Source organism: Streptomyces sp. NPDC003023 (assembly GCF_042888225.1).
Classification (GTDB): Bacteria; Actinomycetota; Actinomycetes; order Streptomycetales; family Streptomycetaceae; genus Streptomyces.
Genome location: NZ_JBIAPL010000002.1, coordinates 385,155 through 412,035 on the forward strand (window position 1 = coordinate 385,155; position 26,881 = coordinate 412,035).

Here is a 26,881-nt window from a genome sequence, read left to right on the forward strand (position 1 = left end):
CGCGAGCGGGCACCGCCTGAAGCAGACATAGTCCAGAAGCACCGACGCAGAAGATCCTGACACCGGGGTAATCCGTGAAAAAGCTCTCCGCACGACGACGCCATCCGCTGGCGGCGGTCGTCGTCCTACTCCTCGCGCTGGCGGCCACTGGGGGGCTGTACGCCGCGTTCGCACCCGCGGACAAGGCGCAGGCCGATGAAACCGCCCAGTCCCTCGCCATCAAGGAGGGGCAGAAGCTCTACACCGTGGGCTGCGCAAGCTGCCACGGAACCGGCGGTCAGGGCACCTCAGACGGCCCGTCCCTGGTCGGCGTCGGCTCCGCAGCCGTAGACTTCCAGGTCGCCACCGGCCGTATGCCCGCCCAGCAGCCCGGCGCGCAGGTACCCAAGAAGAAGAACATCTACTCGCAGGCCGAGATCGACCAGCTCGCGGCGTACGTCGCCTCCCTGGGCGCCGGTCCGATCACGCCGACCGAGAAGCAGTACAGCCCGGAGGGCGCGGACATCGCCAAGGGTGGCGAGCTGTTCCGCAACAACTGCGCCCAGTGCCACAACTTCACCGGCGAGGGCGGCGCGCTGACCGAGGGCAAGTACGCCCCGAGCCTGGAGGGCGTCAGCCCCAAGCACCTCTACGAGGCCATGCAGACCGGCCCGCAGAACATGCCCTCCTTCCCCGACACCACGATGCCCGAGCAGCAGAAGCGGGACATCATCGCGTACGTCAAGACCGTGAACGGCGAGGAGACGCCGACCCCCGGCGGCTTCGCGCTGGGTGGCCTGGGCCCCGTCAGTGAGGGTCTGTTCGGCTGGATCTTCGGTCTCGGCTCGCTGATCGCTGTTGCCATCTGGGTCGCGGCCCACACCGCTAAGGCCAAGAAGTCATGAGTAGCCAAGACATTCCAGAAGAGAACCTGCCGGCAGAGCAGGGCGCCGCGCACGACGCGACCCACGGTGGCACCACCGCCGTCGCACAGCGCCACGACGATCCGTTGGCCGACCCGGGACTGCCGGCCCACAAGCCGCGCATCCAGGACATCGACGAGCGGGCCGCCAAGCGCTCCGAGCGCGCAGTGGCCTTCCTGTTCACGCTGTCGATGCTCGCGACGGTCGGCTTCATCGCCGCGTTCGTGATCTTCCCGGTCGACAAGATCGTCTACATCTGGCCGTTCGGGCACATCAGCGCCCTGAACTTCTCGCTGGGTACGACGCTGGGTCTCGCCCTGTTCTGCATCGGCGCGGGCGCGGTCCACTGGGCACGCACCCTGATGTCCGACGTGGAGGTCGCCGACGAGCGTCACGCGATCGAGGCGACGCCCGAGGTCAAGGCCAAGGTCATGGCCGACTTCGCGGACGGTGCCAGGGAGTCCGCGATCGGACGGCGCAAGCTGATCCGCAACACCATGTTTGGCGCGCTGGCCATGGTGCCGCTCTCCGGTGTGGTGCTGCTGCGCGAGCTCGGCCCGCTGCCGGAGAACAAGCTCCGCAAGACCCTGTGGGCCAAGGGCAAGCAGCTCATCAACATGAACACGAACGAGCCGCTGCGTCCCGAGGACGTCGTGGTCGGGTCGCTGACCTTCGCCATGCCCGAGGGCCTGGAGGAGAGCGACCACAACTTCAACACCGAGATCGCCAAGGCGGCCCTGATGATCGTCCGGCTCCAGCCGGACGACATCAAGGACAAGCGTGAGCTCGAGTGGTCCCACGAGGGCATCGTGGCCTACTCGAAGATCTGCACCCACGTCGGTTGCCCGATCAGCCTGTACGAGCAGCAGACGCACCACGTCCTCTGCCCGTGCCACCAGTCCACCTTCGACCTCTCCGACGGCGCCCGCGTCATCTTCGGTCCGGCCGGTCACCCGCTTCCGCAGCTGCGGATCGGTGTGAACGCCGAGGGCAACCTCGAGGCGCTCGGCGACTTCGAAGAGCCCGTCGGTCCTGCCTTCTGGGAGCGCGGATGAGTACTGCAACAGACACGAAGCGGAAGGCTCCGGCCGGCGAGAAGGTCGCCGACTGGGCCGACGGCCGGCTCGGGATCTACTCGTTGGCCAAGGCCAACATGCGCAAGATCTTCCCGGACCACTGGTCCTTCATGCTCGGCGAGATCGCGCTCTACAGCTTCATCATCATCATCCTCACGGGTGTGTACCTGACGCTGTTCTTCCACCCGAGCATGAACGAGATCGAGTACCACGGCTCGTACGTGCCGATGCAGGGCATCCGGATGACCGAGGCGTACGCCTCGACGCTGGACATCAGCTTCGACGTCCGCGGTGGTCTGCTCATCCGGCAGATCCACCACTGGGCCGCGCTGATCTTCCTCGCCGCGATGTTCGTGCACATGATGCGCGTCTTCTTCACGGGCGCGTTCCGCAAGCCGCGTGAGATCAACTGGCTGTTCGGCTTCCTGCTGTTCGTCCTCGGCATGTTCACCGGGTTCACCGGTTACTCGCTCCCGGACGACCTGCTCTCCGGCACCGGTGTCCGCTTCACCCAGGGCGCGATCCTGTCGATGCCGATCGTCGGCACCTACATCTCGATGTTCCTGTTCGGCGGGGAGTTCCCGGGCCACGACATGGTGGCGCGGTTCTACTCGATCCACATCCTGCTGCTGCCGGGCATCATGCTCGGCCTCGTGGTGGCGCACCTGATCCTGGTCTTCTACCACAAGCACACCCAGTTCGCGGGCCCCGGCCGTACGAACAAGAACGTCGTCGGCATGCCGCTGCTGCCGGTGTACATGGCCAAGGCCGGAGGCTTCTTCTTCCTGGTCTTCGGTGTCATCGCGCTGATCGCCGGCATGTTCACCATCAACCCGGTGTGGGCCCTCGGCCCGTACCGGCCGGACATGGTGTCCACCGGCGCCCAGCCCGACTGGTACATGGGCTTCGCCGAGGGTCTCGTCCGAGTGATGCCCGGCTGGGAGATCAACCTGTGGGGCCACACGCTCGTCCTGGGCGTGTTCATCCCGCTGATGCTCTTCGGTGTGGTCCTCGCGGCGCTGGCGGTGTACCCGTTCATCGAGTCGTGGATCACCGGCGACAAGCGTGAGCACCACATCCTGGACCGTCCGCGCAACGCCCCGACGCGTACCGCCCTGGGTGTCGCCTGGGTCACCGGCTACGTGATCATGCTGCTCGGCGGCGGAAACGACATCTTCGCGACGCAGTTCCACATGTCGATCAACGCGATCACCTGGTTCGTCCGGATCACGTACTTCGTCGGACCGGTCCTGGCGTTCATCATCACCAAGCGGATCTGCCTGGGTCTGCAGCGGCGCGACAAGGAGAAGGTGCTGCACGGACGCGAGTCCGGCATCATCAAGCGCCTGCCGCACGGTGAGTTCGTCGAGGTCCACGAGCCGCTGTCGCAGGGCGACCTGTACAAGCTGACCGCGCACGAGCAGTACGCGCCCGCCGAGATCGGCCCCACGGTCGACGAGAACGGCGTGCGCCGCAAGGTCAAGCTCACCGAGAAGCTGCGCGTCAAGCTCAGCAAGGGCTACTACGGCGGGGACAACCAGATCCCCAAGCCGACGACCGAGGAGTACAAGGAGATCACCAGCGGCCACGGCCACCACTGATCACCTGACTGAAGCGTCGCCACAGCGCGGGCCCCGTCCACTCGATGGACGGGGCCCTTCGCTGTCCCCGCAGCCTCGATAGGGTGGACCCTGCCCGCCCCCTACGGCCTGGCGGCCGGTGGGGGGAACCAGCATGTGGACCCAGGAGCGGACCATGAACGTATGGACCCCGGTTGGCGGCGACAGCGCGGCGGCCTACTCCTGGCCCGGCGTGCTGAACGCCCTCCTCGACAACCGCGACCAGAGCGCCGACGCCACCGCCTGGGCCATGGACCGCATCCTGAGCGGCGAGGCCACCAACGCCCAGATCGCGGGCTTCGTCACCGCGCTGCGCGCCAAGGGCGAGACCGTCGAGGAGATCTCCGGTCTGGTGCGGACGATGTACGAGCACGCCAACCTGATCGAGGTGCCCGGTCAAAGCGTCGACATCGTCGGCACCGGCGGCGACGGCGCGAAGACCGTCAACATCTCCACCATGTCCGCGATCGTCGTCGCGGGCACCGGTGCCAAGGTCGTCAAGCACGGCAACCGCGCCGCGTCCTCCGCGAGCGGCGCGTCAGACGTACTGGAGAAGCTTGGCGTCAACCTGGAACTGACCCCGCAGCGCGTCGTCGAGGTCGCCGCGGAGGCGGGCATCACCTTCTGCTTCGCGGTCAGGTTCCACCCGGCGCTGCGGCACGTCGCCGTCGCCCGCAAGGAACTCGGCATCCGCACGGTCTTCAACTTCCTCGGACCACTCACCAACCCCGCGAAGGTCAGGGCACAGGCCACCGGTGTGGCCGACGCCAGGATGGCGCCGATCGTGGCGGGGGTGCTCGCGGAGCGCGGTTCGTCCGCCCTGGTCTTCCGCGGCGACGACGGTCTCGACGAGCTGACGACGACGGCCACGTCCCGTGTGTGGGTCGTCCGGGACGGCGCCGTGCGGGAGGAGACGTTCGACCCGCGTGACATCGGCATCGACCTCGTACCCGTGGAGGCGCTTCGGGGAGCGGACGCGTCGTACAACGCGGACGTGGCACGCCGGCTGCTGGGCGGCGAGACCGGCCCCGTACGGGACGCGGTGCTGCTCAACTCGGCGGCGGCGCTGACCGCGCTGGAGCCGACGGACGGCACGCTGAACGAGCGACTGGCGGCCGGCATGGCCCTGGCGGCACGGTCGATCGACTCCGGCGCGGCCAGGGCGGCGCTGGAGCGCTGGGTGGCGGCCAGCAACTCCTGACTGTGACGAGGGCGCGGTCCGCATCGCGGACCGCGCCCTTGCGCTGTGCGGAACGTGTGGCAGGATGCTTCCCAAGGTCATGAGTGACAGCGATTACGGCCCCGGCCCGCTGTCCGGCAACCCTCCGTCCGTGGCGGGGTGCCCCGGGTGAAGACCAGGCCGCAGGCAGCGAGGTCTGTGGCAAGCGCGGACCCCCGCGGCATCGTCGAATGCCGCGTCCCTGGGGTCCTGGTCCTCAAGGGAGCAGTCTCGTGAGCAAGCGAATGCGATAGGGCGTTCCAGCCCCTTCTTCATCACGCCCTCGCACGGCGACGTCCGTGCGCAGAGGCACACCCGTATCCGGGTTTCCGAAGCCGATTCGCCTTTCTCCCCCCCACCTTCGGTGGGGGTACCCCAGCTGGGAGACACCGCCATGTCCGCGTACCCGAACACCGCCGAGACCGCTGTCGCCGACACCGCCGCCGACCCCTCCCACTGTGCCCCGCTGCCGGTCCTCGGCCGGGACGTCACCGTCCCGCTCGTCACCGGCGGCGAAGTCACCTACGCGGCCCTCGACTACGCGGCCAGCGCCCCCGCCCTCCAGCGCGTCTGGGACGACGTCGCCGCGTACGCCCCGTACTACGGCAGCGTGCACCGGGGTGCCGGGTACCTCTCGCAGCTGTCCACGGACCTGTTCGAGAACAGCCGGGTCCAGGTCCACGAGTTCCTCGACTGCCGGGAGGGCGACCAGGTCGTCTTCACCCGCTCCACCACCGACTCGCTGGGGCTGCTCGCCGCGGCGCTCCCGGCCGGCTGCGAGGTGTTCGTCTTCGAGACCGAGCACCACGCGTCGCTGCTCCCGTGGAGGGGCGCCCGCGTGACCTACCTGAACGCGCCCCGCACGCCGGACGAGGCCGTGCGCACGCTCGAGAGCGCGCTCGCCGCCCGCGACCCCCACGGGCCCGCGCTGGTGTGCGTCACCGGCGCCTCGAACGTCACCGGTGAGCTGTGGCCGGTGAGGGAACTGGCGGCCGCGGCCCACGCGCACGGCGCCCGCATCGTGCTCGACGCCGCCCAGCTGGCACCCCACCACCCGGTGTCCGTCCGGGAACTCGGCGTCGACTGGGTGGCTTTCTCCGGGCACAAGCTGTACGCGCCGTTCGGTTCCGGAGTGCTTGCCGGGCGGGCCGACTGGCTGCGGGAGGCGGAGCCGTACCTGGCGGGCGGCGGGGCGTCGCGCACGGTCGCGCGGCGGGCCGACGGCGGCGTCGACGTCGAATGGCACACCACTGCCGCACGGCACGAGGCGGGCTCCCCGAACGTGATCGGTGTCTACTCGATCGCCTCCGCGTGCAAGGCGCTCACGGAGGCGGGCTTCGAGGCACTGGTCGCCCGCGAGCAGCACCTGATCGCGAAGGTCCGGGCGGGTCTGGCCGAGGTGCCGGAGGTCAGGGTGCTCTCGCTGTTCGGTGACGACGCCCCCCGGGTCGGCGTGATCTCCTTCGTCGTGGACGGCTGGAACAGCTCGCACTTCGCCGCGGCGCTGTCCGCCGAGTACGGCATCGGTGTACGGGACGGCCTGTTCTGCGCGCACCCGCTGGTGCGCACCCTGCTGGGCAGCGACCCGCAGGACGTCGGCGAGTGCGGCGCGCCGGAGGCGGTGCCGGGGGAGAGGTCCCTCAACGCCATCCGCGTCAGCTTCGGCGCGGGCACGCCGGACGAGCACGTGGAGCGGTTCGTGCGCGCCGTGAGGGAACTGGTCCGCGACGGCGCGCAGTGGAAGTACCGCACGGAGGACGGCCGCTGCGTCCCCGACCGGGGCTGAGTCAGGCCGCGAGACGGGTGCCGACCAGCACCATCCGCAGCGCCCGCTCGGCGGCGTCGGCGAGGAACTCGCCTGCCCGGTCCAGGGCCTCTGGCAGCGCCACGGGCGCCGGCACGATCGAGCCGTAGGCGTCCACGCCCGCGGCGGTGATCTCGCGGACGCCGGCGCCGAGCGTCCCGGCGAGCGCCAGTACGGGCTTTTCGGCGGCGCGCGCCCGGTGCGCCACCTCGGCAGGGACCTTGCCGCGCACGGTCTGCTGGTCCAGGGCGCCCTCCGCGGTGATCACCAGATCGGCGCGGGCCAGCCGGGCGTCCAGATCCACATGGTCCAGCAGCACGTCGAAGCGTGGCAGCAGCCGGGCGCCGAGCGCGGCGAGCCCCGCGCCCAGACCGCCCGACGCCCCGGTGCCGGGGGCCGTCCGCAGATCGACCGGGACCGGCAGCGTGTCGGTGAGCAGCGCCGCCCACCGTTCGAGGGCCGCCGACAGCATCTCGACCTGCGCCGGTGTCGCGCCCTTCTGGGGGCCGAAGACCCGGGCGACACCGTGCCGTCCGCACAGGACGTTGTACGGGTTGCACGCCACCAGGATCTCCGCACCGGCGACCCGCGCATCGAGGCCGGCGGTGTCGATGCGGTCCAGGCGCCGCAACTCCCGCCCCCCTCGGGGCAACTCGACTCCCTCGGCGTCCAGGAGCCGGACGCCGAGGGCCTGAAGCGCGCCCGCCCCGCCGTCGGACGTGCCGGAGTCGCCGCAGCCGACCAGGATCCTGCGCGCACCGGTGTCCAGCGCGGCACGGACCAGCTCTCCCACGCCGTAGGTGGTGGTGGCGCACGGGTCGCGGCGGTCCGGCGGCACCAGAGCAAGCCCGGCGACGGCGGCCATCTCCACGACGGCGGTGCCGTCGCCCAGCAGCGCGAAGTGCGTGTGCACGGGGCTGCCGAGCGGCCCGGTCGCGATGCGTGGCACGAGCCTGCCGCCGGTCGCGGCCGCCAGCGCCTCCGCCGTACCCTCACCGCCGTCCACCAGCGGGATCAGATCGATGACGGCGTCGGGTACCACCCTGCGCAGGCCCCGCGCGATCGACTCGGCGGCCTCATGGGCGGTCAGCGACTCCTTGAAGCCGCTCGGTGCGACGGCGATGCGGTAGGGGGTACGGCTCATGGCTGGGTCTCCAGAAGGACGGGCACGCCGAACAGCGGCCAGACGGCGAGGGCGAACAGCAGCACCACGGCGGCGCTGAGCGGGGCGAGCAGGGCGGACAGCCGCAGCAGATCGCGGGAGGTGAACGTGGGCACACCGTCCGGCGGGTCGAAGAAGAGCGTGACCGGCTTGGCGGAGGCGGGCAGCGTGTGACAGAAACCGGCCGCGGCGGTGGACGCGAGCGCCGCCGCGACCGGATTGACCCCGGCGCCGACGGCCGCGGCCACCACCAGCGGGACAAGGACGGAGGAGCGGGCGGAGCGCGACTGCAGGACGAGATGCGCGGCCGTACTGACCAGCACGATCACGGTGAGGAACAGCCAGGCGGGCAGCCCGTCCGGCAGCCGGCCCACCAGCCACCCCGCCGCGCCGGAGTCGGACAGCGCCACCCCCATCGCGGTCGTCGCCGCCATGAAGAGCAGCAACGGCCACGGCACCGTTCGCAGCCCGTCCTTCAGACGTACGGTCCCCAGAGCGGGCGAGGCCGCCACGACCGCGCCGATCAGTGCGACCAGGGCCGGCGGCACCCCGTGCAGCGGTTCACTGCACCACAGGGCCACCACCGTGCCCAGCAGCATCACGCACCGGGCCTCCGGGGTGGTCAGCGGACCTGTCACGGGGGTGGGGGAGTGTTCCTGGAGCGACTCGGCCGTGATCTTCACCGGCCCGCGCCGCTCCGCCCGCGAGGTCGTCGTCAACAGGACCGTCTCAGCGGCCAGATGGGACGAGACGACCGCCAGCGGCAGACCCAGCAGCAGCCACTCGACGAACCCGAGCCGCTCACCGGTCTGCTCCCACAGCACGCTGACGGTGATCAGGTGCGCACCCGCTCCGATGAGGGTCGCGACCGCGGAGAGCAGAACGACCGTGGGGAAGAGCAGCGCCAGCATCACCACCAGCCGCCGCCGGTCGGCCAGCACCTTGGCCAGCGCGAGGAACACCGGCATGGCCAGTGCGGCACGCCCCGAGGTGGCCGGTACGGCGAAAGCCGTGACCACCAGCGCGGCAGTCGTCAGATGCACCAACTGCCGTACCGTGCGCGCCCCACTGACCAGGAAGGCCGCCGCACGGCCGGCGAGCCCGGTCCTCGCGACCGCGGCGGCGAGGACGAACGCGCAGATCAGCAGCCAGATCGTCTCGTCACCGAGGGTGGCGAACAGCGTGTCGGCGCTGATCACCCCGGTCGCGGTGAGAGCCAGCCCCGCCCCGAGCGCCGTGTAGGTGTCGTCGACGGGAGCGGCGATCCAGGCGCAGGTGGCGAGGGCGAACACGACGAGCGTGAGCCGGGCTTCACCGTTCAGCGAGGGGAGGGCGGAGGGGACGGCGAGCAGCCCGCAGACGCTGAGCGCCGCGCACAGCCAGACCGCCTGGCGGAGGGAGAGGGTCACGACGATCAGTCTGCGAGCGGGCCGTGAGCCGCCGATGAGGCCCGGATGAGGGAAAGTTCATCCCGGTCCGTGCCGTTCTACGGCATACGGTAGCCCATGCCCCGTACGGTCTCCAGGCGCTCGGCGCCCAGCTTCTTGCGCAGCGCCCTCACATACACGTCCACGATGTTCGAGCCGGGATCGAAGTCGTACCCCCACACATGGGACAGGATCTGCTCGCGGGACAGCACCTGGCCAAGATGGCGCAGGAACAGCTCCAGCAGCACGAACTCACGTGCCGTCAGGTCCACGGTGCGCTCGGACGCCCGGGCCCGGCGGGTGCGCAGATCAAGGCTCAGGTCCTTGCTGCGCAGCACCGTCACCTCCGGGGCGCGGGCCGCGGTGCGCAGCCGCAGCCGCACCCGGGCCAGCAGCTCCTCGAACCGGAACGGTTTGGTCATCCAGTCGTCGGCCCCGCCCTCCAACCCGGCCACGGTGTCCCGTACCGAGTCGCGGGCCGTCAACACGACGACCGGCAGCGTCACCCGCGCCTCGCGCAGCTCGCGCAGCACGGTGAAACCGTCCCGGCCCGGCAGGCCGATGTCGAGCAGCATCAGGTCGAAGCCACCGGTGACGGCGTAGTCCAGCGCAGTGTCGCCGTCGGCGGCGACCGTGGTGGTGAAGCCGTTGGAGCGCAGCCCCTTCTCGACGAAGGACGCGATCCGGTCCTCGTCCTCCGCGATCAGAATGCGGTTCACAGCGCTTCCTCCATGACGAGTACGAATGTCGCTCCGCCGCCGTCGGTGCGACGCAGTTCGACACGGCCGCCGCGATGCCCCTCCGCGATGGCCCGGACGATGGACAGGCCGAGTCCCGCGCCACTGGTGCGGGTGCCGCGGCGGGCGGTGCCGCGGCGGAAACGTTCGAAGATCACCTCGGCGTCCTGCTCCTGGACGCCGGGCCCGCTGTCGGCGACGTACAGCTCGACCCGCCCGTCGAGATCGCGGGACCCGATTCCTATCCGGGCGCCGGGGGCCGTGTGCTGGACGGCGTTCTGCGCCAGCTGCACCATCGCCTGGGTGATGCGCTGCGGGTCGAGCACCGCCTCGCGGTCGGCGACCTGGTCCAGGACCCAGTCCCGCTCGCCCAGCGCCCTCGCCTTCACGAACACGTCGGCGGTCAGCTCGCCCAGCTGCACCGGCTCGGGGCGGATGAAGTCGGGGCGCTCGGCCTTGGCGAGCAGCAGCAGGTCCTCGACGATCCGGCTCATCCGGTCGAGCTCGTCGGTGACCAGACGGATCGTCTCGCGCTGTTCGGCCGGGTCGTCGCCCATGACCTCCAGATGACCGCGGACGATGGTGATGGGAGTGCGCAACTCGTGCCCGGCGTCGTCGACGAACTGGCGCTGGCCGGCGAAGGCCCGCTCCAGCCGGTCGAGCATGGCGTTGAAGGTCTCGGCGAGCGCGGCGATGTCGTCGCGGCCCTGGACCGGGATCCGCTGGGTCAGGTCCTGCTCGGTCAGCTGCTCGGCGGTCGCCCGGACCACGCGTACGGGCGCCAGGATCCGGCCGGCGACCGCCCAGCCGATCCCCGTCGTCAGCAGCAGCGCCACCCCCGAGATGACCAGCAGAGTGCGGAACGCGGCGTCGGCGACGGAGCGTTCGCGGTCGGCGTGGAAGGCGACGACGAAGGCCGCCGGGGCGTCACCCACCGCGTCGATCGGGACCTTCGCCCAGCGCACCTCGCCGGCCGGCCGCCGCAGCACACCGGAGGAGGCCTTCGAATCGAGGATCGCGGAGAGGGAGGCCCGGTCGGGGTGGAGCGCGACGGAGGCCCGGATGTCGCGGGACTGCCGTATGACGTGCAGGCCCTGCCCGCTGGGCCGGGTCAGCCCGAGCAACTCCTCGTCGGGATCGGAGTACTGGCGCTGCAGGAAGACCCGCAGCAGCTTCTCGGGGTCGGTGAAGGTACGGCCGGTGTCCGGGTCGACGCCCTGCGGGACGAAGTTGCCGAACTCCTGCGTCTCCTGGGTGAGCAGCTGGTTGATCCGGTGGTCGATGTCGCGCAGCAGGATCGAGCGGGTGGTCGTGGCGACGGCGGCGAGGGCCACCGCCATCATCAGCAGCAGCCAGAGCAGGATGCGGACCCGTGCGGAGATCCGGCGGTCAGTTCTCTTCACCGACGTCGTCATCGTCGTCGTCGTCGGTGGCAGCGGGGCCGGGCACGACCGCGTCGGTGCCCGGGCCGGGGCCGGTGGACGGGGCGGACGGTGTCCCGGACGGGCTGCCGACCGGGCTCCCCGACGCCGGGGAGGCCGGCCGCGGGGTGGCGTCCAGCTCGACGGCGGGCGGCACCCGGGGCGTCTCCGGCGCTTCGGTCAGGGCGTAGCTCGTCGCGGCGATTCCGAGCGGGATGGCGACGACTGCGGCGAGCGTCATCAAGCGGTGGGTGAAAGCCATGTCTGTCAGCCTTGCGGCGGGGGAGTAAGCACGGATGAGCCCTGGATGAGGACTTCTTCATCTTCGGCTCCCGGACGCGGGCCTCTCGGGCTCGACCGGGCGGCACGCCTGCCTTGCGGCCGGGGCGCCCGCGACCGGGACGACCGGTCCGCCGTCCTCCCCCGGCACGGGAGGTACCCCCGAGGCCGGGGTCTTTCGTTCGGATCCTGCCGGGCTCGCGTGCCCTGGCACCGCACCTCGCTGCGTTGCCGTCAGTCGCCGACTCCTCCGTAGCCCTCCTGGCACGGGAGGTGCCCCCTCCGCGTGGGCTCCTTCCTCCGCCTTGCGATGCACGGCACCAGACCCTCCCCCTGCGCCCTGCGGGCGTGGGGGACCCCCACTCGCTGATCCGGCCTGATCCAAACGAGAGATCTAGGCGTCCAGGCCGATCGCGAACGCGGCCTCCAGGTCGTGCTGCGAGTAGGTGCGGAAGGCGACATGGGTGTCGGTGCCCTCGACGCCCGGGATCTTGCTGATCCGGCCGGGGATGACGTCCGCCAGGTCGTCGTGCCTGGCCACCCGCACCATGGCGATCAGATCGTAGGTGCCGGTGACGGAGAAGACCTCGCTGACACTGTCCAGCGCGGCGATCGACTCGGCGATCTCGGGGATACGGTCCACGCTGGTCTTGATGAGCACGATCGCGGTGATCACGGCTGGCTTTCTCCCTCGGTCGCTGCAGTTGCGTTCACTCTAGTCCCACGCCCGTAGCGGCCCCACGCGTAGACGAAGCCGACCCCGAACCCGACCAGGTGCGCCAGATACGCGACGCCCGGTCCGCTGTCCGCGCCCCTGGCCGCCAGCCACTGCAGCACGAACCAGAAGATCAGCACCGCCCACGCGGGGAAGCGCAGCGGCAGGAAGAAGAGAAAGGGGAAGAGACTGGTGACACGGGCCTTCGGGAAGAGGAAGAGGAACGCTCCGAGTACGGCGGAGATCGCCCCCGAGGCCCCCACCAGGGTCTGCTCGGAGTCGGCGTTGACCGCCGCGTAGACCAGGAGCGCGAGATAGCCCGCCACCGTGTAGAAGACCAGGAACTGGACCTGCCCCATCCGCTCCTCCGTCATCGCGCCGAAGACGAAGAGAAAGAGGAGGTTCCCCAGCAGGTGCAGCCAGCTGCCGTGGACGAACAGCGCGGTGAGCGGGGTGAGCAGGGCGCTCAGGGAGTTCCCCATCAGCTCGGCCGGGATCACACCCCAGCGTTCGAAGTACCCGGCCTGGGCCGCGAGCAGCCGGTCACCGAGGCCGTACGCCGGGTTGAGGCCGGAGACGGGACTGATGACGAAGATCGCGCAACAGACGGCGATCAGGCCGTAGGTCACCGCGGGCCCCGTCGCCGCGTTTTTGAGCGCATCCCTGGCCGTGGTCCACCGACTGATCATGGACAGAGCATGGCGTAGCGGGAGCGAACGGTACAGAGCGCCTCGCCGCGACACCCGGTACCCTCCACCGAGCCCGGCTCCGCGTGAGCAACGGGTACCCCCTTACCCGTAGGGTTGCAAGCAGTACATCCGCAGTTCGACGGCGCACCGCGGTACCCGCACTCGCACGAGACAAGAGGACGGCACCATGACGACGGTTCCCTCGCCGACGGCAGACACCCGGTGGCGCTGCACGCTTTGCGGCAACCTCACGCGCTTCGACGTCACACGCTCGTCCAAGGTCGTCGAGTACGTCCATCTGGACCTGGCCGGAGAGCCGAGCGTGGAGGAGCGCGAGGTCGTCAGTGAGACCATCGAGTCGGTCCGCTGCCGGTGGTGCAACGCGGTGGACCAGATCGAGCTGGTGGACAGGCCGGGAACAGCTTCCTGACGGAGCGGCCCGCATGGGTGGTTGGGGTGACGGATCGTGGGGCAGCCGGAGAACGGCGCGGAGCCGGCCGGTGCGGCCGGTGACGCCGCCGAGGCGCTCGACCGACCGCTGCCGGAAGGCGTACGACGGCGGGTCGTCGCTCTGGTCTCCGACGCGTTCGGCGGCCTGACGGTCTCCGAACTGCCCACCCAGCTGCGCCAGTACGCCCGCTTCACCCCGACGCGGCGCGCCAAGTTCGCCGGGAACGCGATGGCCGCCGCGCTGGAGGCCGACGCCGTCTTCCGCCAGCGCATCGGCGAACGGCTCGGCAAGACGCAGCCGGAGCTGGCCAAGGCACTCGAGTCCGGCTCGCCGCCGGCGGCCGCCGACCCGGTCGACGTGGCGGCCGCCGCCTATGTGCTGCGCCCCGTGGGCTGGGTCAAAATGGTCGCCGCCGCCGGTGAGGAGGTCCAGCGGGCCGACGCGGAGCGTGCCGACGAGGCCGGCCGCCGCGAGGTCGACCGGCTGCGTGAGGAACTGGCGGAGGCCCGCGGCCAGGTAAAGGCCGAGACCGAGCGGCTCCGGGCCGAGCTGGACGGCGCCCGCAAGGAGAGCGAGTCCGTCCACCGCAAGCTGCGCAGCGCCCAGGCCGATGTGAAGCGCGGGGAGGCCGCCCTGCGCCGCAGGGAGGCGGAGATCGACGGCATCCGGGCCCAGGCCGCGGCCCAGGTGTCGGCCGCCGAGAGCGAGACGCGGCGGCTCAAGGCGCGGCTGGCGGAGGCCGAGGCGGCGGTCGAGGCCGGCCGCCGGGCCGCCCGTGAGGGTCGTTCCGTCGAGGACATGCGGCTGCGGCTGCTCCTGGACACGGTGCTCGACGCGGCCCAGGGGCTGCGCCGCGAGCTCGCCCTCCCGCCGGCGGGTATGCATCCGGCCGACACCGTGGACGCCGTGGAGCCGGGGCGGATGTCGCCCAAGGACATCGCGGCGAGGGCGCTCTCCGAGACGGATCCCGCACTGCTCGACCAGCTGCTGGCGCTGCCCCAGGCGCATCTGGTCGTCGACGGCTACAACGTCACCAAGACGGGTTATCCGACGATGCCGCTGGAGAAGCAGCGGCTGCGGCTCCTGGGCGGCCTGTCGATGCTCGCCGCCCGTTCCGGCGCCGAGATCACCTGTGTCTTCGACGGTGCCGAACTGGCCGCGCCCGTACTGCTGGCGCCACCGCGCGGCGTCCGTGTGCTGTTCTCCAAGGCCGGAGTGACGGCGGACGAGCTGATCCGTCAGCTGGTGCGTGCCGAGCCGCCCGGCCGACCCGTGGTGGTGGTGTCCACCGACCGCGAGGTTGCCGACGGCGTCGCGAAGGCGGGTGCCAGGCCGGTCGCGTCCGCCTTGTTGCTGAAGCGGCTTTCGCGCGCCTCGTAACTACCGCGACTTATGCCCGATTTGGTGCGCCGCGGGCGGGACGTTGCGTCAAGTTCCCACTACTACGCGTGTGATGAGAGTAAAGAATGGTCTCCGTGGGTAAGATTTTCCCTGTGGGGATTTGAACTGATCACAAGAAGGTCACTAGGGTCATGCCTCGAACCTTCGCGCGGTTGATCGCCCATCCGGGGTGACAGCGAAGGAACCGCCGAGTTCGTGCAGTTCGACCCCATTTCCCCCAGGGACACGATGCGCGGACGCCGGGGATCCACGTCCCCCCACTGCCCGGTAGGCGGCTCGAGGAAGAAGGAGCTCGCCTTCGTGGCGTCCCACCGTCGTCCCAAGCAGCCGAGCCGCACCCGCGTGACCGTGCTCACCGCGACCGCCGCTGCCGCCGTCGCCCTGACCGCCCAGACCGCTCAGGCCGACCCGAAGCCGAGCAAGAGCGAGGTCAAGGAGAAGGTCGACAAGCTCTACCAGGAGGCGGAGCAGGCCACCGAGAAGTACAACGGGGCCAAGGAGCAGCAGGAGAAGCTCGACGAGCAGATCGACGCGCTGCAGGACAAGGTCGCCCGCGGACAGGACGAGCTCAACACCCTGCGGGACAGCCTGGGTTCGGTCGCGAGCGCCCAGTACCGCACCGGCGGCATAGACCCGTCCGTGCAGCTCTTCCTCTCCGGCGACCCGGACACCTACCTGGACAAGGCCTCCGCGCTGGACCAGCTCGGTGCCAAACAGACCGAGGCGATCCAGGAGATCCAGGCCAAGCAGCGCACCCTCGCGCAGCAGCGCCAGGAGGCCCAGAGCAAGCTCGGCGACCTGGCCGAGACGCGCAAGACGCTGGGTGAGAAGAAGAAGGAGGTCCAGGGCAAGCTCGCCGAGGCGCAGAAGCTCCTGAACTCCCTCACCGCCGCGGAGCGTGCGGCGCTCGCCGCCGACGAGAGCCGCGCGAACCGCGCCAGCGCCCGCGTGGACCTCGGACCGGCCGTGCCGGCCTCACAGCGCGCTTCCGCCGCGTTCGCGGCCGCCCAGAGCCAGATCGGCAAGCCGTACGTCTACGGCGCCTCCGGCCCCAACTCCTTCGACTGCTCCGGTCTCACCTCCTGGGCGTTCAGCCAGGCCGGTGTCTCCATCCCGCGCACCTCGCAGGCCCAGGCCAACGCCGGTACCCGCATCTACTCGCAGAGCCAGCTGAAGCAGGGCGACCTGGTCATTTTCTACGGCGACCTGCACCACGTCGGCTTCTACGCGGGCAACGGCCAGGTGCTGCACGCCCCGCGCAGCGGAACCAACGTGCGCTACGAGTCGATCAACAACATGCCCTTCCAGTTCGGCGTGCGCATCTGACGCACCTGGGCCGGGAGGCCGGGCGGATCGTTCGGGCCGGGTGCACACCCGCCCGAACGGGGGAATTCGCTCTCTTCGTTCTGACGTGGCGCCCCGCCGGTGACCTGTGGTCTCCGGCGGGGCGTCACTTTGTATGCCCGGTGGGGTTCTTGGTCACCCCGTGTTCACCCGGCTACTGTCTGCCGCGCACCGAACCGGTTTCTCCCCGGCAGTACTGCGGAAGGGAGCGCGGCACGTGGTTTCCCACCGCCGAACCTCACAACTCGGACCCGGCCTCACCCGAAGTGCCAGAGGCGTCGTCCTGTCCGCCGCGGCGGCGACGGCCGCCGCGGCCCTCGGCGCCGGTGCCGCACCGGCCGGCGCCGAGCCCGCGACCGGCGCGGAAGCGGCCCGCGCAGAGGTCGACCGGCTCCACGAGGAGGCGGAGCGCGCCACGGAGCGGTTCAACGAGGCGGGCGAGCGCGTCGAACACCTCAAGGACCAGGTCGCACACGCACGGGACAGGGTCGCCAGGAGCCAGGAACGCATCAACCGGATGCGCGAAGCGCTCGGCTCCGTGGCAGGAGCGCAGTACCGTTCCGGCGGCATGGACCCGGCCCTGGCGCTGCTGCTCTCCCAGGATCCGGACGGCTACCTCGAGGCCGCTGCCGGACTGGCCCGCATCAGCGAACGGCACTCCGTCGCGTTGAGCGACCTCCGCCGGGAGCAGCGCAGCCTCGGCCAGGACCGCGCCGAGGCGTCGCGGGACCTCGCGGAACTGGAACGCACCCGGAGCGCGGTGACCCGCCACAAGCGGACCGTCGAGCACAAGCTGGGCGAGGCCCGCCGGCTGCTGAACACGCTGCCGGAGGAGATGCGCGAGGCGTACGACCGGCCCGCCCGCTCAGGCCGCGACGGCCTGCCGGACCTGTCCGCCCTGTCCGGGCTCACGGCCGCTTCCCCGCACGCGGCGGCGGCGACGGCGGCGGCGCGCGGCGCCGTCGGGCGCCCCTACGTGTGGGGCGCGAACGGGCCGTCCGGCTTCGACTGCTCCGGCCTCGTGCAGTGGTCGTACGCACAGGCGGGCGTCGGCCTCCCCCGCACATCACAGGCCCAGGCGAACGCGGGCCACCGCGTGCCGCTGTCGCAGGCACGGCCGGGGGACATCGTGACGTACCGGAGCGACGCGAGCCATGTGGGCATGTACGTGGGGAACGGGCAGGTGGTGCACGCGCCGTACCCGGGAGCGGCGGTGCGGTACGACCCGGTGGGGATGATGCCGGTCCACGCGGTGACGCGGGTGTAGTGGGTACGGTCACGCCTGCGGCGGGCCGTTTCCCCACCCCGCCCTGCCCTCCCCTTTGGCCTGGCGGCCATGGAGGCACCCCCGTCCCGCAACCGGGCTCGGCCCGGACCCGTTCACCGCGCTCCGCGCGGCATTTCGGGGGCTCTGCCCCCGTACCCCCGCGCCTCGAGCGCCCGGCCGGGGCACCATCCACGGCCGCCGGGCCGTAGGGGGAGATCGAGGCCACCGCGCGAAGCGCGGTACACCGCCTGCCAGGGCGGCACGGGTCCGGGCGGAGCCCCCGTGCGGCGGAGCCGCACATCGGTACAGCGGGAAGGGGCGGGTGGGGGGGACAGGCCCGCGCAGCGGCCACCCGTGCGCCCCGTTGCGTACCATCGCAGGATGGCCCGTCACCGCCGCGCGCAGCGCACCGCAGGGGTCGGAGCCGCCGTGCTCGTGCTCGTCGGCGGGTGCGCCGTCGCCGACCGGCCCGTCGATCCCGCCGCGGCGGAGATCCGGCACACCCTGGACGCCCGCGCCGCCGCCCTGCTCGAACACGACCGCGTCGCGTACCTCGCGTCGCTCGAGCCCGGTGCGGCCGAGCTGAGGGCCGCGCAGGGCACCGAGTTCGACAACCTCGCGGACGTGCCGCTGAGTTCCTGGGAGTACCGGATCAAAGACGTGCGCCGGCACGGCGCCGAGGCCGTCGCCGACACCGAGGTGCGGTACCGCGTCGCCGGTTACGACACCGCCCCCGTGACCGCCTCGCGCACCGTGGAGCTGGCCGTGCGCGACGGCCGCTGGTACGTGACCGCCGACCGCCCGGGCACCGGCGCCCCCCAGCAGCTGTGGCAGCAGGGCGATGTGGACGTCGTACGCGGCAGGCACAGCCTGGTGCTCGGCGTCGGCCAGGACGAGAAGCGGCTGCGTGCCCTCGCGGAAGCCGCCGACCGTGCCGTGCCCGCGGTCTCCCGCGCCTGGCCGTCCGAGTGGGCGGGGCGCGTCGTCGTGCTCGTACCGGACTCGGTGGACGCGATGGGCAGGCTGCTGGGGGGGCCCGCCGCCGGGTACCGGGGTATCGCGGCCGTGACCACCGGCGAGACGGACCCCGGTGCGACGGCGCCCGCGGACCGGATCGTGGTGAACCCGCAGGCGTACGGACTGCTCGGCGATTTCGGGCAGGGCGTCGTGCTGACCCATGAGGCGACTCATGTGGCGACCCGGGCGCACACCTCGGCCGTGACCCCGATGTGGCTGTCGGAGGGGTTCGCCGACTGGGTCGCGTACCGGGGCACGGGGCGCACGGCCGCACAGGCGGCGCCGGAACTGCAGCGGGCGGTCCGGGCGGGCGACGTACCGGCCGGCCTGCCCGAGGACCGGGACTTCTCCTTCGGCGGGGACACCGGCGCGCTGGCCCGGGCCTACGAGGGAGGAAAGCTGGCCTGCGAGATGATCGCCGACCGCTGGGGCGAGGAGGCTCTCACGGAGTTCTACCGGTCCGTCGGCGCCGGCCGGCACCGCGACGGTGCGGTGGAGCGCGCGCTGGGCGCGGAATTCGGCGTCACCCCGGCCGAGTTCACCGTGATGTGGCGGGACTATCTGACCGCTCGTCTCGGCTGAGCGCGGATCCTGCCTGCTCCCCGCCCGTGACCGTCTGCCGCCGGAGCCGCAGGCACGCGTCGGCCGTCGCGGCCACGAGGAGCCCGTTGCGCACCACGAGCAGCGCGATCCCCAGCGGATCGCTCGCCACGACGTGGGAGAACCACATCGGGAACTCCAACTGTGTCACCCCGGTGGCCGCCAGCACCAGGACGGCCGGCCGGACCATCCGACTCGACCGGTGCACCAGGCACACCGCCGCCAGCCCGACCAGCCACACCATGTACTGAGGGCTGATCACCCGGCTCGTGGTGGTGAACAGCAGCACGGCGGCGAAGGCGGCGTCGCACGGTGTGGCGGGCGTGAACCGCCGGGCCCGTGCCCGCCACACCGCCAGCCCGCCGAGCGCGGCGAGCGACAGGGCCAGGGCCAGTCCGCTGACCAGCGGCACGTACGGGCCGAGGAACTCGACCGAGCCGTAGTTGAGCAGGACCTGCCCCTGCCAGCCCAGGTGGCGTCCTACGTGGAACACCAGGGCGCCCAGCGACTCGATCTCGGTGCCGCGGTCGCGTTGGGACAGCAGGAAGGCCAGGGCGCCCGGCATCGTGGCGGTCAGCAGCAGAGCGGGCAGAACGACCGCCACACCCGCGGCCGACCACGACCGGCGGGTGACCGGCCCCCGCGGCGTGCCGAGGAGGACCAGCAGCGGCCACACCTTCATCAGCGCGCCGAGGCCGGCGAGCGCGCCCATCACCTTGGGGCGGCGGACTCCCGCGAGGAGTGCGGCCACCGCGAGCGCGGTCACCATGAGGTCGTACCGGGCGTAGACGGTGGGGCCGAGCAGCGGTACGCCCGCCACCCACACCCAGCTGCCGCGCCGGGCGGCGGCACGGCGTTCCGTGCGCAGCAGCAGTACCAGGACCAGCAGGTCGCACAGCAGGACGACGAGGAAGAACGCGGAGGTGTAGCCGAGGCCCGGCACCAGCCCGGGCGCGAGGATCGCGAGCGCGGCGCCCGGCGGGTACTGCCAGGTGACGTCGTTCAGCGGGTAGCTGCCCGTCCGCAGCACCTCGTGCCAGCCCTGATAGATCACGGAGACGTCGGTGGTGACGTCGGGCCCCGGGTACGTGACGACCTTCAGCACGCACAGCAGCAGTGCCGCCCGCGTCAGGACCCACACCGCGACGTGACAACGGGCCGGACTCGGCAGCACCATGGCCGTATCGCCCCTTTCGTACGGTAATGGGCGTTCCCATGATGCCGGGAGGGCCGGCGCCGGAGGCCGAGGCGTGGCCGGGCGGGGGCCGTGGAGGAGCCAGGGGGCGGAGTCGTTCGGTACTGTCGGCGGCGATGCACAAGACCTTGATCGTGACCAACGACTTCCCGCCCAGGCCCGGCGGCATCCAGGCGTTCCTGCACAACATGGCGCTGCGGCTGGATCCCGGGCAGCTCGTCGTCTACGCGTCCACGTGGAAGCGTGGCCGGGAGGGCGAGGAGGCGACCGCGGCGTTCGACGCGGACCAGCCTTTCACGGTCGTACGGGACCGTACGACGATGCTGCTGCCGACCCCGCGGGTCACCCGCGCGGCCACCCGGCTCCTGCGTGAACACGGCTGCGAGTCCGTGTGGTTCGGGGCGGCCGCCCCGCTCGGGCTGATGGCGCCCGCCCTGCGCAGGGCGGGGGCGCGGCGCCTGGTGGCCACCACGCACGGCCACGAGGCGGGCTGGGCTCAGCTGCCCGCGTCCCGGCAGTTGCTGCGCCGCATCGGCGAGGGCACCGACACGATCACGTATCTCGGCGAGTACACGCGCTCGCGTATCGCCGCGGCGCTGACCGCGGACGCCGCCGGCCGGATGGTGCAGCTGCCGCCAGGTGTGGACGAGAAGACCTTCCACCCAGGCTCCGGCGGGGATCTGGTCCGGCGCCGGCTCGGTCTGAGCGACCGGCCGGTCGTGGTGTGCGTCTCCCGCCTGGTGCCGCGCAAGGGGCAGGACACCCTGATCCGCGCGATGCCCGCGATCCTCACGAAGGTGCCGGACGCGGTGCTGCTGATCGTCGGCGGCGGACCGTACGAGAACGAACTGCGGGGGCTCGCTGCCGAGACCGGCGTGGAGGGTTCTGTGCGCTTCACCGGCGCCGTCCCGTGGTCGGAGCTCCCGGCGCACTACGGCGCGGGCGACGTCTTCGCCATGCCGTGCCGTACCCGCAGGGGCGGTCTGGACGTCGAGGGACTCGGAATCGTGTACCTGGAGGCGTCGGCGACCGGACTGCCGGTCGTGGCGGGCGACTCGGGCGGTGCGCCCGACGCGGTGCTGGACGGGGAGACCGGCTGGGTGGTGCGCGGAGGCTCGGCCGAGGAGTCGGCTGAGCGCATCGTCGCGCTGCTGGAGGACCCGGAGCTGCGCCGGCGGATGGGGGAGCGGGGTCGGGCGTGGGTCGAGGAGAAGTGGCGCTGGGACCTGCTGGCCGAGCGTTTGAAGACACTTCTCTGAGCTGCGTAAACCATTTTTGACGGGTCGTCATGTCCGGTGCCGCGTGACGGCTGGGCGGATTCCGGAATTGCGCCCATGCTCCGGACATGACACCACATCTGACGCGTCGTCATCTGTTGGGCATCGCCGCCCTGCAGGCCGCATCGGCGCTCGGCTTCACCCGCATCGGTCTCTCCTCGGCGGCAGCCGTGGAGCCCCCCGCCGTCGACCACTCGACCGCCGTCGTGGTCGGCTCCGGATACGGCGCGGCCGTCGCCGCGCTCCGCCTGGGCGAGGCGGGCATCGACACGCTCGTCCTCGAGATGGGCCGCCTCTGGAACACCCCCGGCCCGGACGGCAAGGTCTTCTGCGGAACGGCCGCGCCGGACCGGCGGGCCATGTGGTTCCGCACCCGTACGGAGGCGCCGCTCGCCACCTTCCTGTGGCTGGACGTCGTCAACAAGGACATCAGCCCCTACCCCGGCGTCCTCGACCGGGTCGCCCACGACGGCATGTCCGTGTTCGTGGGGCGCGGCGTCGGTGGCGGGTCCCTCGTCAACGGCGGCATGGCCGTGGCACCCCCGCGGGCTTACTTCTCCGAGGTGCTGCCGCGGGTCGACGCGTCGGAGATGTACGGGACCTGGTTCCCCAGGGCCCGGCGGATGCTCGGCGTCAACACCGTCGACCCCCAGTGGTTCGAGTCCACCGAGTGGTACCGCTTCGCCCGGGTCTCCCGCAAACACGCGGCCGCCGCCGGACTGCGGACCGTGTTCGTGCCCAGCGTCTACGACTTCGGGTACATGCGGCGCGAAGAGGCCGGGCAGGCGGCGCGGTCGGCCCTCGCGGGCGAGGTCATCTACGGCAACAACCACGGCAAACGCAGCCTCGACAAGACGTACCTGGCCGCTGCGCTGGGCACCGGGCGGGTCACGATACGGACCATGAGCCGCGTGCGGGACGTGCGCCGGGAGCCGGACGGCACCTATGTCCTCGGCGTCGACACGCTCGCTCCGGACGGCCGCGTCACAGGGACCTCGGAGATCGGCTGCCGGCGGCTGTTCCTCGGGGCGGGCAGCCTGGGCACCACGGAGATCCTGCTGCGGGCCAGGGAGACCGGAGCCCTGCCGGACCTCGACGAGGAGGTCGGTGAGGGGTGGGGACCCAACGGCAACGTGATGACCGGCCGCGCGAACCATGTGTGGGACACGGTCGGTGCGAACCAGGCGACGATGCCCGCGCTCGGCATCGACGACTGGACCAACCCGTCCGACCCCGCCAACCCGGTGTTCGCGGAGATCGCACCGCTGCCGATGGGCTTCGAACACTGGGTCAGCCTCTACCTGGCGATCACCAGGAACCCGGAACGGGGCCGCTTCCGCTACGACGCGGCGACGGACTCGGCTCGGCTGGAATGGACCCGCTCCCAGAACGAGCCCTCCGTGGCGGCCGCGAAGGCGCTCTTCGACCGCGTCAACCGGGCCAACGCGACGATCTACCGGTACGACCTGTTCGGGGCCAACCGCGTCTTCGCGGACGACTTCACCTACCACCCGCTGGGCGGCTGCCTCCTGGGCCGCGCGACGGACGACTACGGCCGGGTGCGCGGGGCGAGGGGGGTGTACGTGACGGACGGGTCGCTGATACCGGGCTCGCTGGGGGTGAACCCGTTCGTGACGATCACGGCGCTGGCGGAGCGGAATCTGGCGCGGGTGGTGGGGGAGGCATAGCCGTACGTGTTCCCCTCCCCGCCCCTTCCCGAACCGAGCTCGGCCCAGGGCCCGGGCCCCGTTGCCCCTGCGGGCGGCGTACCGCGCTTCGCGCGGTGGCCTCAATCTCCCCTTGCGGCCTTGCGGCCTTGGGTGGTGTCCCCGTCCGGGCTGGGATTGCGGCTGCGCGATCCCTTCCGTATCGGGCTTCGGCCGGGTCTGTTGTTGCGCTGGGGGCGGTGTACCGCGTTTGGTGCGGTGGTTTGAGTCGCCCCTTGCGGCCGTGGGTGGTGTCTCCGTGCGGGCTGGGATTGCCGCTGCGCGAGGGTGGCTTCAGTCTCGCCCCGCGGCCTGGCGGCCGTGGGTGGTGCCCCCGGCCGGGCTGGAATTGCGGCTGTGCGGCTTCCTGTACCCGGCTCCGGCCGGGGCCGGTGTACCGCGTTTGATGCGGTGTTCTCGGACTGCCCCACGGGGGGGGCGGGAGCCTCCCGCACGCCGTCAGGCGTAGGGAGAGTTCCCCCGGCCGGCTGGAGAAGCCGCTGCGTGGCACCAGCGCGCCGGCGGGGGCAACTTCAGCCTCGCCGGCGTTTGAGGCGCGGGGGTACGGGGGCGGAGCCCCCGAACCGGGTCCGGGCGGAGCCCGGAAGGGGCGGGGAGGGGGCAGACCCCTCAGCCCCGGTAGATCGCCTCGATCTCGTCCGCGAAGTCCTTCGCCACCACGTTCCGCTTCAGCTTCAGCGACGGAGTGATGTGCCCCGCCTCCTCCGTGAACTGCGAAGGCAGGATGCGGAACTTGCGCACCGACTCCGCCTTGGAGACCGCCGCGTTGCCGTCGTCGATCGCCTTCTGGATCTCGGCCTGCAGGTCCGCGTCCTCGCGGAGCGCCGCCGCCGTCGAGCCGGTCGGCTTGCCGTGTTCCGCGGCCCAGCGGCCGAGGAACTCCTCGTCGATGGTGACCAGCGCGCCGACGAACGGGCGGCCGTCGCCGACGACCATGCACTCGGCGACCAGGGCGTGCCCGCGAATGCGGTCCTCGATCACCGCGGGGGCGACGTTCTTGCCGCCGGCGGTGACCAGGATCTCCTTCTTGCGGCCCGTGATCGCGAGGTAGCCGTCCTCGTCGAGGGTGCCGATGTCACCCGTGTGGAACCAGCCGTCGGCCAGCGCCTCCGCCGTCGCGGACTCGTTGTTCCAGTAGCCGGCGAAGATGTGCTCGCCGTGCAGCAGCACCTCGCCGTCGTCGGCGATGCGCACCACGGAGCCCGGCAGCGGCTGGCCGACCGTGCCGATCTTCTGCCGGTCCCACGGGTTGAACGCGGTCGCCGCGCAGGACTCGGTGAGGCCGTAGCCCTCGAGAACGGTGAAGCCGATGCCGCGGAAGAAGTGACCGAGCCGCTCGCCCAGCGGCGCGCCGCCGGAGACCGCGTACTCGCCCCGCCCGCCGAGCACGGCCCGCAGCTTGCTGTAGACGAGCTTGTCGAAGACCTTGTGCTTGAGCTTGAGCCCGATCGGTACGCCCTGCGGGCTGCCGATGGCCCGGCTGTAGGCGATCGCCGTGTTCGCGGCCTTGTCGAAGATCTTGCCCTTGCCGTCCGCCTGGGCCTTCGCCCGCGCGGAGTTGTAGACCTTCTCGAAGACGCGCGGCACGCCGAGGATCAACGTCGGCCGGAAGGAGGCCAGTTCGTCGGTGAGGTTCTTGATGTCCGGCACGCAGCCGAGCTTGATCGGCGCCATCACGGCGGCCAGTTCGACCATGCGTCCGAAGACGTGCGCGGCCGGCAGGAAGAGCAGCACCGAGCTCTGCCCCGTACGGAACAGCGGCTTCAGGCGCTCGACCAGGTTGCCGCACTCCGCGAAGAAGGCGCGGTGGGTGAGGACACAGCCCTTGGGGCGCCCGGTGGTGCCGGAGGTGTAGACGATCGTCGCCGGGTCGTCGGCCTTGGCGGTGGCGCTGCGCTCGTCGACGGTCGCGTCCAGGACCTCGGCGCCCGCGGCGGTCAGTTCGTCGACCGCGCCCTTCTCGATCTGCCAGACGTTGCGCAGGGCGGGCAGCGATTCGCGGACGGACTCCACGGCGGCGGCATGCGCGGTGCCCTCGACGATCACGGCCGAGGCGCCGGAGTCACCGAGGATCCACTGCACCTGCTCCGCGGAGCTCGTCTCGTACACCGGCACGGTCACCGCGCCGACGCTCCAGATCGCGAAGTCGAGCTGGACCCACTCGTAGCGGGTGCGGGACATCAGGCCGACCCGGTCGCCGGGCTGGATGCCGGAGGCGATCAGTCCCTTGGCGGCTGCCCGGACCTCGGCCAGGAACTGGGTCGCGGTGACGTCGGTCCACGCGCCGGCGACCTTGCGGCCCATCACCGCCACATCCGGGTGCTGCGCGGCATTGCGGCGGATGAGATCCGTCAGGTTGCCGTCCGTGGGGACCTCGTACAGGGCCGGAAGGCTGAACTCGCGCAAGACTGCTGCTCCTCATCGGGCGCCGGCGCCACGGCTCTGTGTGATGCACCGGCTGCGGTCCAAGATCGGGCAGGTGCTCGGTGGGGGTGAGCACGACTGGACTGCCCGGACGTTACCCACCAGTAGTCGGTTCCCGATAGGGGTTCCCGGCCAATGTTCTGTGCGTCACACGTTGATGGCTGTACTTCGCGCAGAGTATTCCACTCCCCCTGCGGAGCCCAAGTAACCGCAGGTAGGCCCCCTCTACCCAGGGCTCGCCGGGGCGCTCTAGGGTGATCGTCATGCGAGGCATGCGAGTCAACGTGGTCAGTGACGTGCACGGCAATGCAAGAGATCTCGCCACGGCGGGTGACGGCGCCGACGCTCTGATCTGCCTCGGTGACCTGGTGCTTTTCCTCGACTACGCCGACCACTCGCGCGGCATCTTCCCCGACCTGTTCGGCGTCGAGAACGCCGACCTGATCGTGGAGCTGCGCACGGCCCGGCGCTTCGAGGACGCCCGCGAGCTCGGGCGGCGGCTCTGGGCGGAGCTCGGCATGGACAAGGAGACCGCCATCGAGGCGGCGGTGCGGCGCCAGTACGCCGAGATGTTCACCGCCTTCCCCACCCCGACGTACGCCACCTACGGCAACGTCGACATTCCGGCCCTGTGGCACGAGTACGCCCGCCCCGGCACCACCGTGCTCGACGGCGAACGCGTCGAGATCGGCGGCCTGGTCTTCGGTTTCGTCGGCGGCGGGCTGCGCACCCCGATGCGCACGCCCTACGAGATCTCCGACGAGGAGTACGCCGCCAAGGTCGAGGCGATCGGCGAGGTCGACGTGCTCTGCTCGCACATCCCGCCCGACGTGCCCGAGCTGACGTACGACACCGTGGCCCGCCGCTTCGAGCGGGGCAGCCGCGCCCTGCTGGACGCCGTCCGCCGCACCCGGCCCCGGTACGCGCTCTTCGGCCATGTCCATCAGCCGCTCGCCCGCAGGATGCGCGTCGGCGCGACCGAGTGTGTGAACGTCGGGCACTTCGCCTCCGCCGGGCGTCCCTTCTCGCTCTCCTGGTGACCCGGTTCCTCTCCAGGGCCACGCGCAGTCCCGTGGTCGTGGCGCGATAGCCTGCACACCACACATCAGCCCGGTCCGTACCGCACTG

The 26,881-nt window shown here is 71.3% G+C and carries 22 protein-coding genes and 1 riboswitch; of the genes, 13 read left to right on the forward strand and 9 right to left on the reverse strand.

Annotated features, from left to right (window positions below; translation table 11 throughout):
* Nucleotides 1–74: 74 nt before the first annotated feature.
* The 5 genes from ACFYV1_RS10010 (at nt 75) to ACFYV1_RS10030 (ending at nt 6,602) form a co-directional block, all read left to right on the forward strand.
* Nucleotides 75–884 (forward strand): c-type cytochrome, encoded by an 810-nt coding sequence (locus ACFYV1_RS10010; RefSeq protein WP_389394940.1) that lies wholly within the window; start codon nt 75–77, stop codon nt 882–884.
* On the forward strand, nt 881–1,957 hold the full coding sequence (locus ACFYV1_RS10015; RefSeq protein ID WP_389394941.1) for a Rieske 2Fe-2S domain-containing protein: 1,077 nt from the start codon (nt 881–883) through the stop codon (nt 1,955–1,957). The genes ACFYV1_RS10010 and ACFYV1_RS10015 overlap by 4 nt, the downstream gene beginning before the upstream one ends.
* A complete protein-coding gene (locus ACFYV1_RS10020; protein WP_389394942.1) occupies nt 1,954–3,579 on the forward strand; it encodes a cytochrome bc complex cytochrome b subunit in 1,626 nt (541 codons plus the stop codon). The genes ACFYV1_RS10015 and ACFYV1_RS10020 overlap by 4 nt, the downstream gene beginning before the upstream one ends.
* Before the next feature lie 154 nt (nt 3,580–3,733).
* Nucleotides 3,734–4,798: an anthranilate phosphoribosyltransferase gene (gene trpD, locus ACFYV1_RS10025; protein WP_389394943.1), complete on the forward strand. Its 1,065-nt coding sequence runs from the start codon at nt 3,734–3,736 to the stop codon at nt 4,796–4,798.
* Nucleotides 4,799–4,873: 75 nt separating this feature from the next.
* Nucleotides 4,874–4,991: riboswitch (SAM riboswitch) on the forward strand.
* Between the two features lie 219 nt (nt 4,992–5,210).
* On the forward strand, nt 5,211–6,602 hold the full coding sequence (locus ACFYV1_RS10030; protein WP_389394944.1) for an aminotransferase class V-fold PLP-dependent enzyme: 1,392 nt from the start codon (nt 5,211–5,213) through the stop codon (nt 6,600–6,602).
* A gap of 1 nt (nt 6,603) precedes the next feature.
* On the opposite strand, the gene ACFYV1_RS10035 is transcribed toward ACFYV1_RS10030, so the two are convergent.
* The 7 genes from ACFYV1_RS10035 to ACFYV1_RS10065 all read right to left on the reverse strand — a co-directional run bounded on the left by ACFYV1_RS10035 (nt 6,604) and on the right by ACFYV1_RS10065 (nt 13,050).
* A complete protein-coding gene (locus tag ACFYV1_RS10035; RefSeq protein WP_389394945.1) occupies nt 6,604–7,764 on the reverse strand; it encodes a glycerate kinase in 1,161 nt (386 codons plus the stop codon).
* The gene (locus tag ACFYV1_RS10040; RefSeq protein ID WP_389394946.1) at nt 7,761–9,191 is read right to left on the reverse strand and encodes an SLC13 family permease; all 1,431 of its coding nucleotides are present in this window, start codon (nt 9,189–9,191) and stop codon (nt 7,761–7,763) included. Before ACFYV1_RS10040 ends, ACFYV1_RS10035 begins: the two co-directional genes overlap by 4 nt.
* 77 nt (nt 9,192–9,268) lie before the next feature.
* A complete protein-coding gene (locus ACFYV1_RS10045) occupies nt 9,269–9,928 on the reverse strand; it encodes a response regulator transcription factor (RefSeq protein WP_389394947.1) in 660 nt (219 codons plus the stop codon).
* Entirely contained in the window at nt 9,925–11,361 is a 1,437-nt protein-coding gene (locus ACFYV1_RS10050) for a sensor histidine kinase (RefSeq protein ID WP_389394948.1), read from the reverse strand. Before ACFYV1_RS10050 ends, ACFYV1_RS10045 begins: the two co-directional genes overlap by 4 nt.
* The gene (locus ACFYV1_RS10055; protein ID WP_389394949.1) at nt 11,336–11,629 is read right to left on the reverse strand and encodes a small hydrophilic protein; all 294 of its coding nucleotides are present in this window, start codon (nt 11,627–11,629) and stop codon (nt 11,336–11,338) included. Before ACFYV1_RS10055 ends, ACFYV1_RS10050 begins: the two co-directional genes overlap by 26 nt.
* A 411-nt stretch (nt 11,630–12,040) precedes the next feature.
* A complete protein-coding gene (locus tag ACFYV1_RS10060) occupies nt 12,041–12,322 on the reverse strand; it encodes an Lrp/AsnC family transcriptional regulator (RefSeq protein WP_065488891.1) in 282 nt (93 codons plus the stop codon).
* Nucleotides 12,319–13,050: a rhomboid family intramembrane serine protease gene (locus ACFYV1_RS10065; RefSeq protein ID WP_389394950.1), complete on the reverse strand. Its 732-nt coding sequence runs from the start codon at nt 13,048–13,050 to the stop codon at nt 12,319–12,321. Before ACFYV1_RS10065 ends, ACFYV1_RS10060 begins: the two co-directional genes overlap by 4 nt.
* Before the next feature lie 187 nt (nt 13,051–13,237).
* Here ACFYV1_RS10065 and ACFYV1_RS10070 point away from each other — a divergent pair, with 187 nt between their 5' ends.
* The 5 genes from ACFYV1_RS10070 to ACFYV1_RS10090 all read left to right on the forward strand — a co-directional run bounded on the left by ACFYV1_RS10070 (nt 13,238) and on the right by ACFYV1_RS10090 (nt 19,112).
* A complete protein-coding gene (locus ACFYV1_RS10070) occupies nt 13,238–13,480 on the forward strand; it encodes a hypothetical protein (protein ID WP_389394951.1) in 243 nt (80 codons plus the stop codon).
* A gap of 36 nt (nt 13,481–13,516) precedes the next feature.
* A complete protein-coding gene (locus tag ACFYV1_RS10075; protein ID WP_389394952.1) occupies nt 13,517–14,881 on the forward strand; it encodes an NYN domain-containing protein in 1,365 nt (454 codons plus the stop codon).
* Between the two features lie 321 nt (nt 14,882–15,202).
* Nucleotides 15,203–16,228, forward strand: a complete 1,026-nt coding sequence (locus ACFYV1_RS10080; RefSeq protein WP_389394953.1) for an NlpC/P60 family protein — start codon at nt 15,203–15,205, stop codon at nt 16,226–16,228.
* 235 nt (nt 16,229–16,463) lie between these two features.
* The gene (locus ACFYV1_RS10085; RefSeq protein ID WP_389394955.1) at nt 16,464–17,513 is read left to right on the forward strand and encodes an NlpC/P60 family protein; all 1,050 of its coding nucleotides are present in this window, start codon (nt 16,464–16,466) and stop codon (nt 17,511–17,513) included.
* A gap of 381 nt (nt 17,514–17,894) precedes the next feature.
* Nucleotides 17,895–19,112, forward strand: a complete 1,218-nt coding sequence (locus tag ACFYV1_RS10090; RefSeq protein WP_389394956.1) for a hypothetical protein — start codon at nt 17,895–17,897, stop codon at nt 19,110–19,112.
* Here the strand turns inward: ACFYV1_RS10090 and ACFYV1_RS10095 are convergent.
* A complete protein-coding gene (locus ACFYV1_RS10095) occupies nt 19,069–20,307 on the reverse strand; it encodes a glycosyltransferase 87 family protein (RefSeq protein WP_389394957.1) in 1,239 nt (412 codons plus the stop codon). The two genes, ACFYV1_RS10090 and ACFYV1_RS10095, sit on opposite strands and share 44 nt — an antisense overlap.
* A 134-nt stretch (nt 20,308–20,441) precedes the next feature.
* Between ACFYV1_RS10095 and ACFYV1_RS10100 the strand changes: the two genes are divergently transcribed.
* Together ACFYV1_RS10100 and ACFYV1_RS10105 are read left to right on the forward strand one after the other, a co-directional pair.
* Nucleotides 20,442–21,584 (forward strand): glycosyltransferase family 4 protein, encoded by a 1,143-nt coding sequence (locus ACFYV1_RS10100; RefSeq protein WP_389394958.1) that lies wholly within the window; start codon nt 20,442–20,444, stop codon nt 21,582–21,584.
* Nucleotides 21,585–21,670: 86 nt separating this feature from the next.
* Nucleotides 21,671–23,290, forward strand: a complete 1,620-nt coding sequence (locus ACFYV1_RS10105) for a GMC oxidoreductase (RefSeq protein ID WP_389394959.1) — start codon at nt 21,671–21,673, stop codon at nt 23,288–23,290.
* 648 nt (nt 23,291–23,938) lie between these two features.
* Here ACFYV1_RS10105 and ACFYV1_RS10110 read toward each other — a convergent pair.
* Nucleotides 23,939–25,735, reverse strand: coding sequence for an AMP-dependent synthetase/ligase (locus ACFYV1_RS10110; RefSeq protein WP_389394960.1), 1,797 nt, complete (start codon nt 25,733–25,735; stop codon nt 23,939–23,941).
* Nucleotides 25,736–26,025: 290 nt separating this feature from the next.
* On the opposite strand from ACFYV1_RS10110, the gene ACFYV1_RS10115 reads away from it, so the two are divergent.
* The gene (locus tag ACFYV1_RS10115; RefSeq protein WP_389395277.1) at nt 26,026–26,793 is read left to right on the forward strand and encodes a metallophosphoesterase; all 768 of its coding nucleotides are present in this window, start codon (nt 26,026–26,028) and stop codon (nt 26,791–26,793) included.
* The last annotated feature ends 88 nt before the right edge of the window (nt 26,794–26,881 follow it).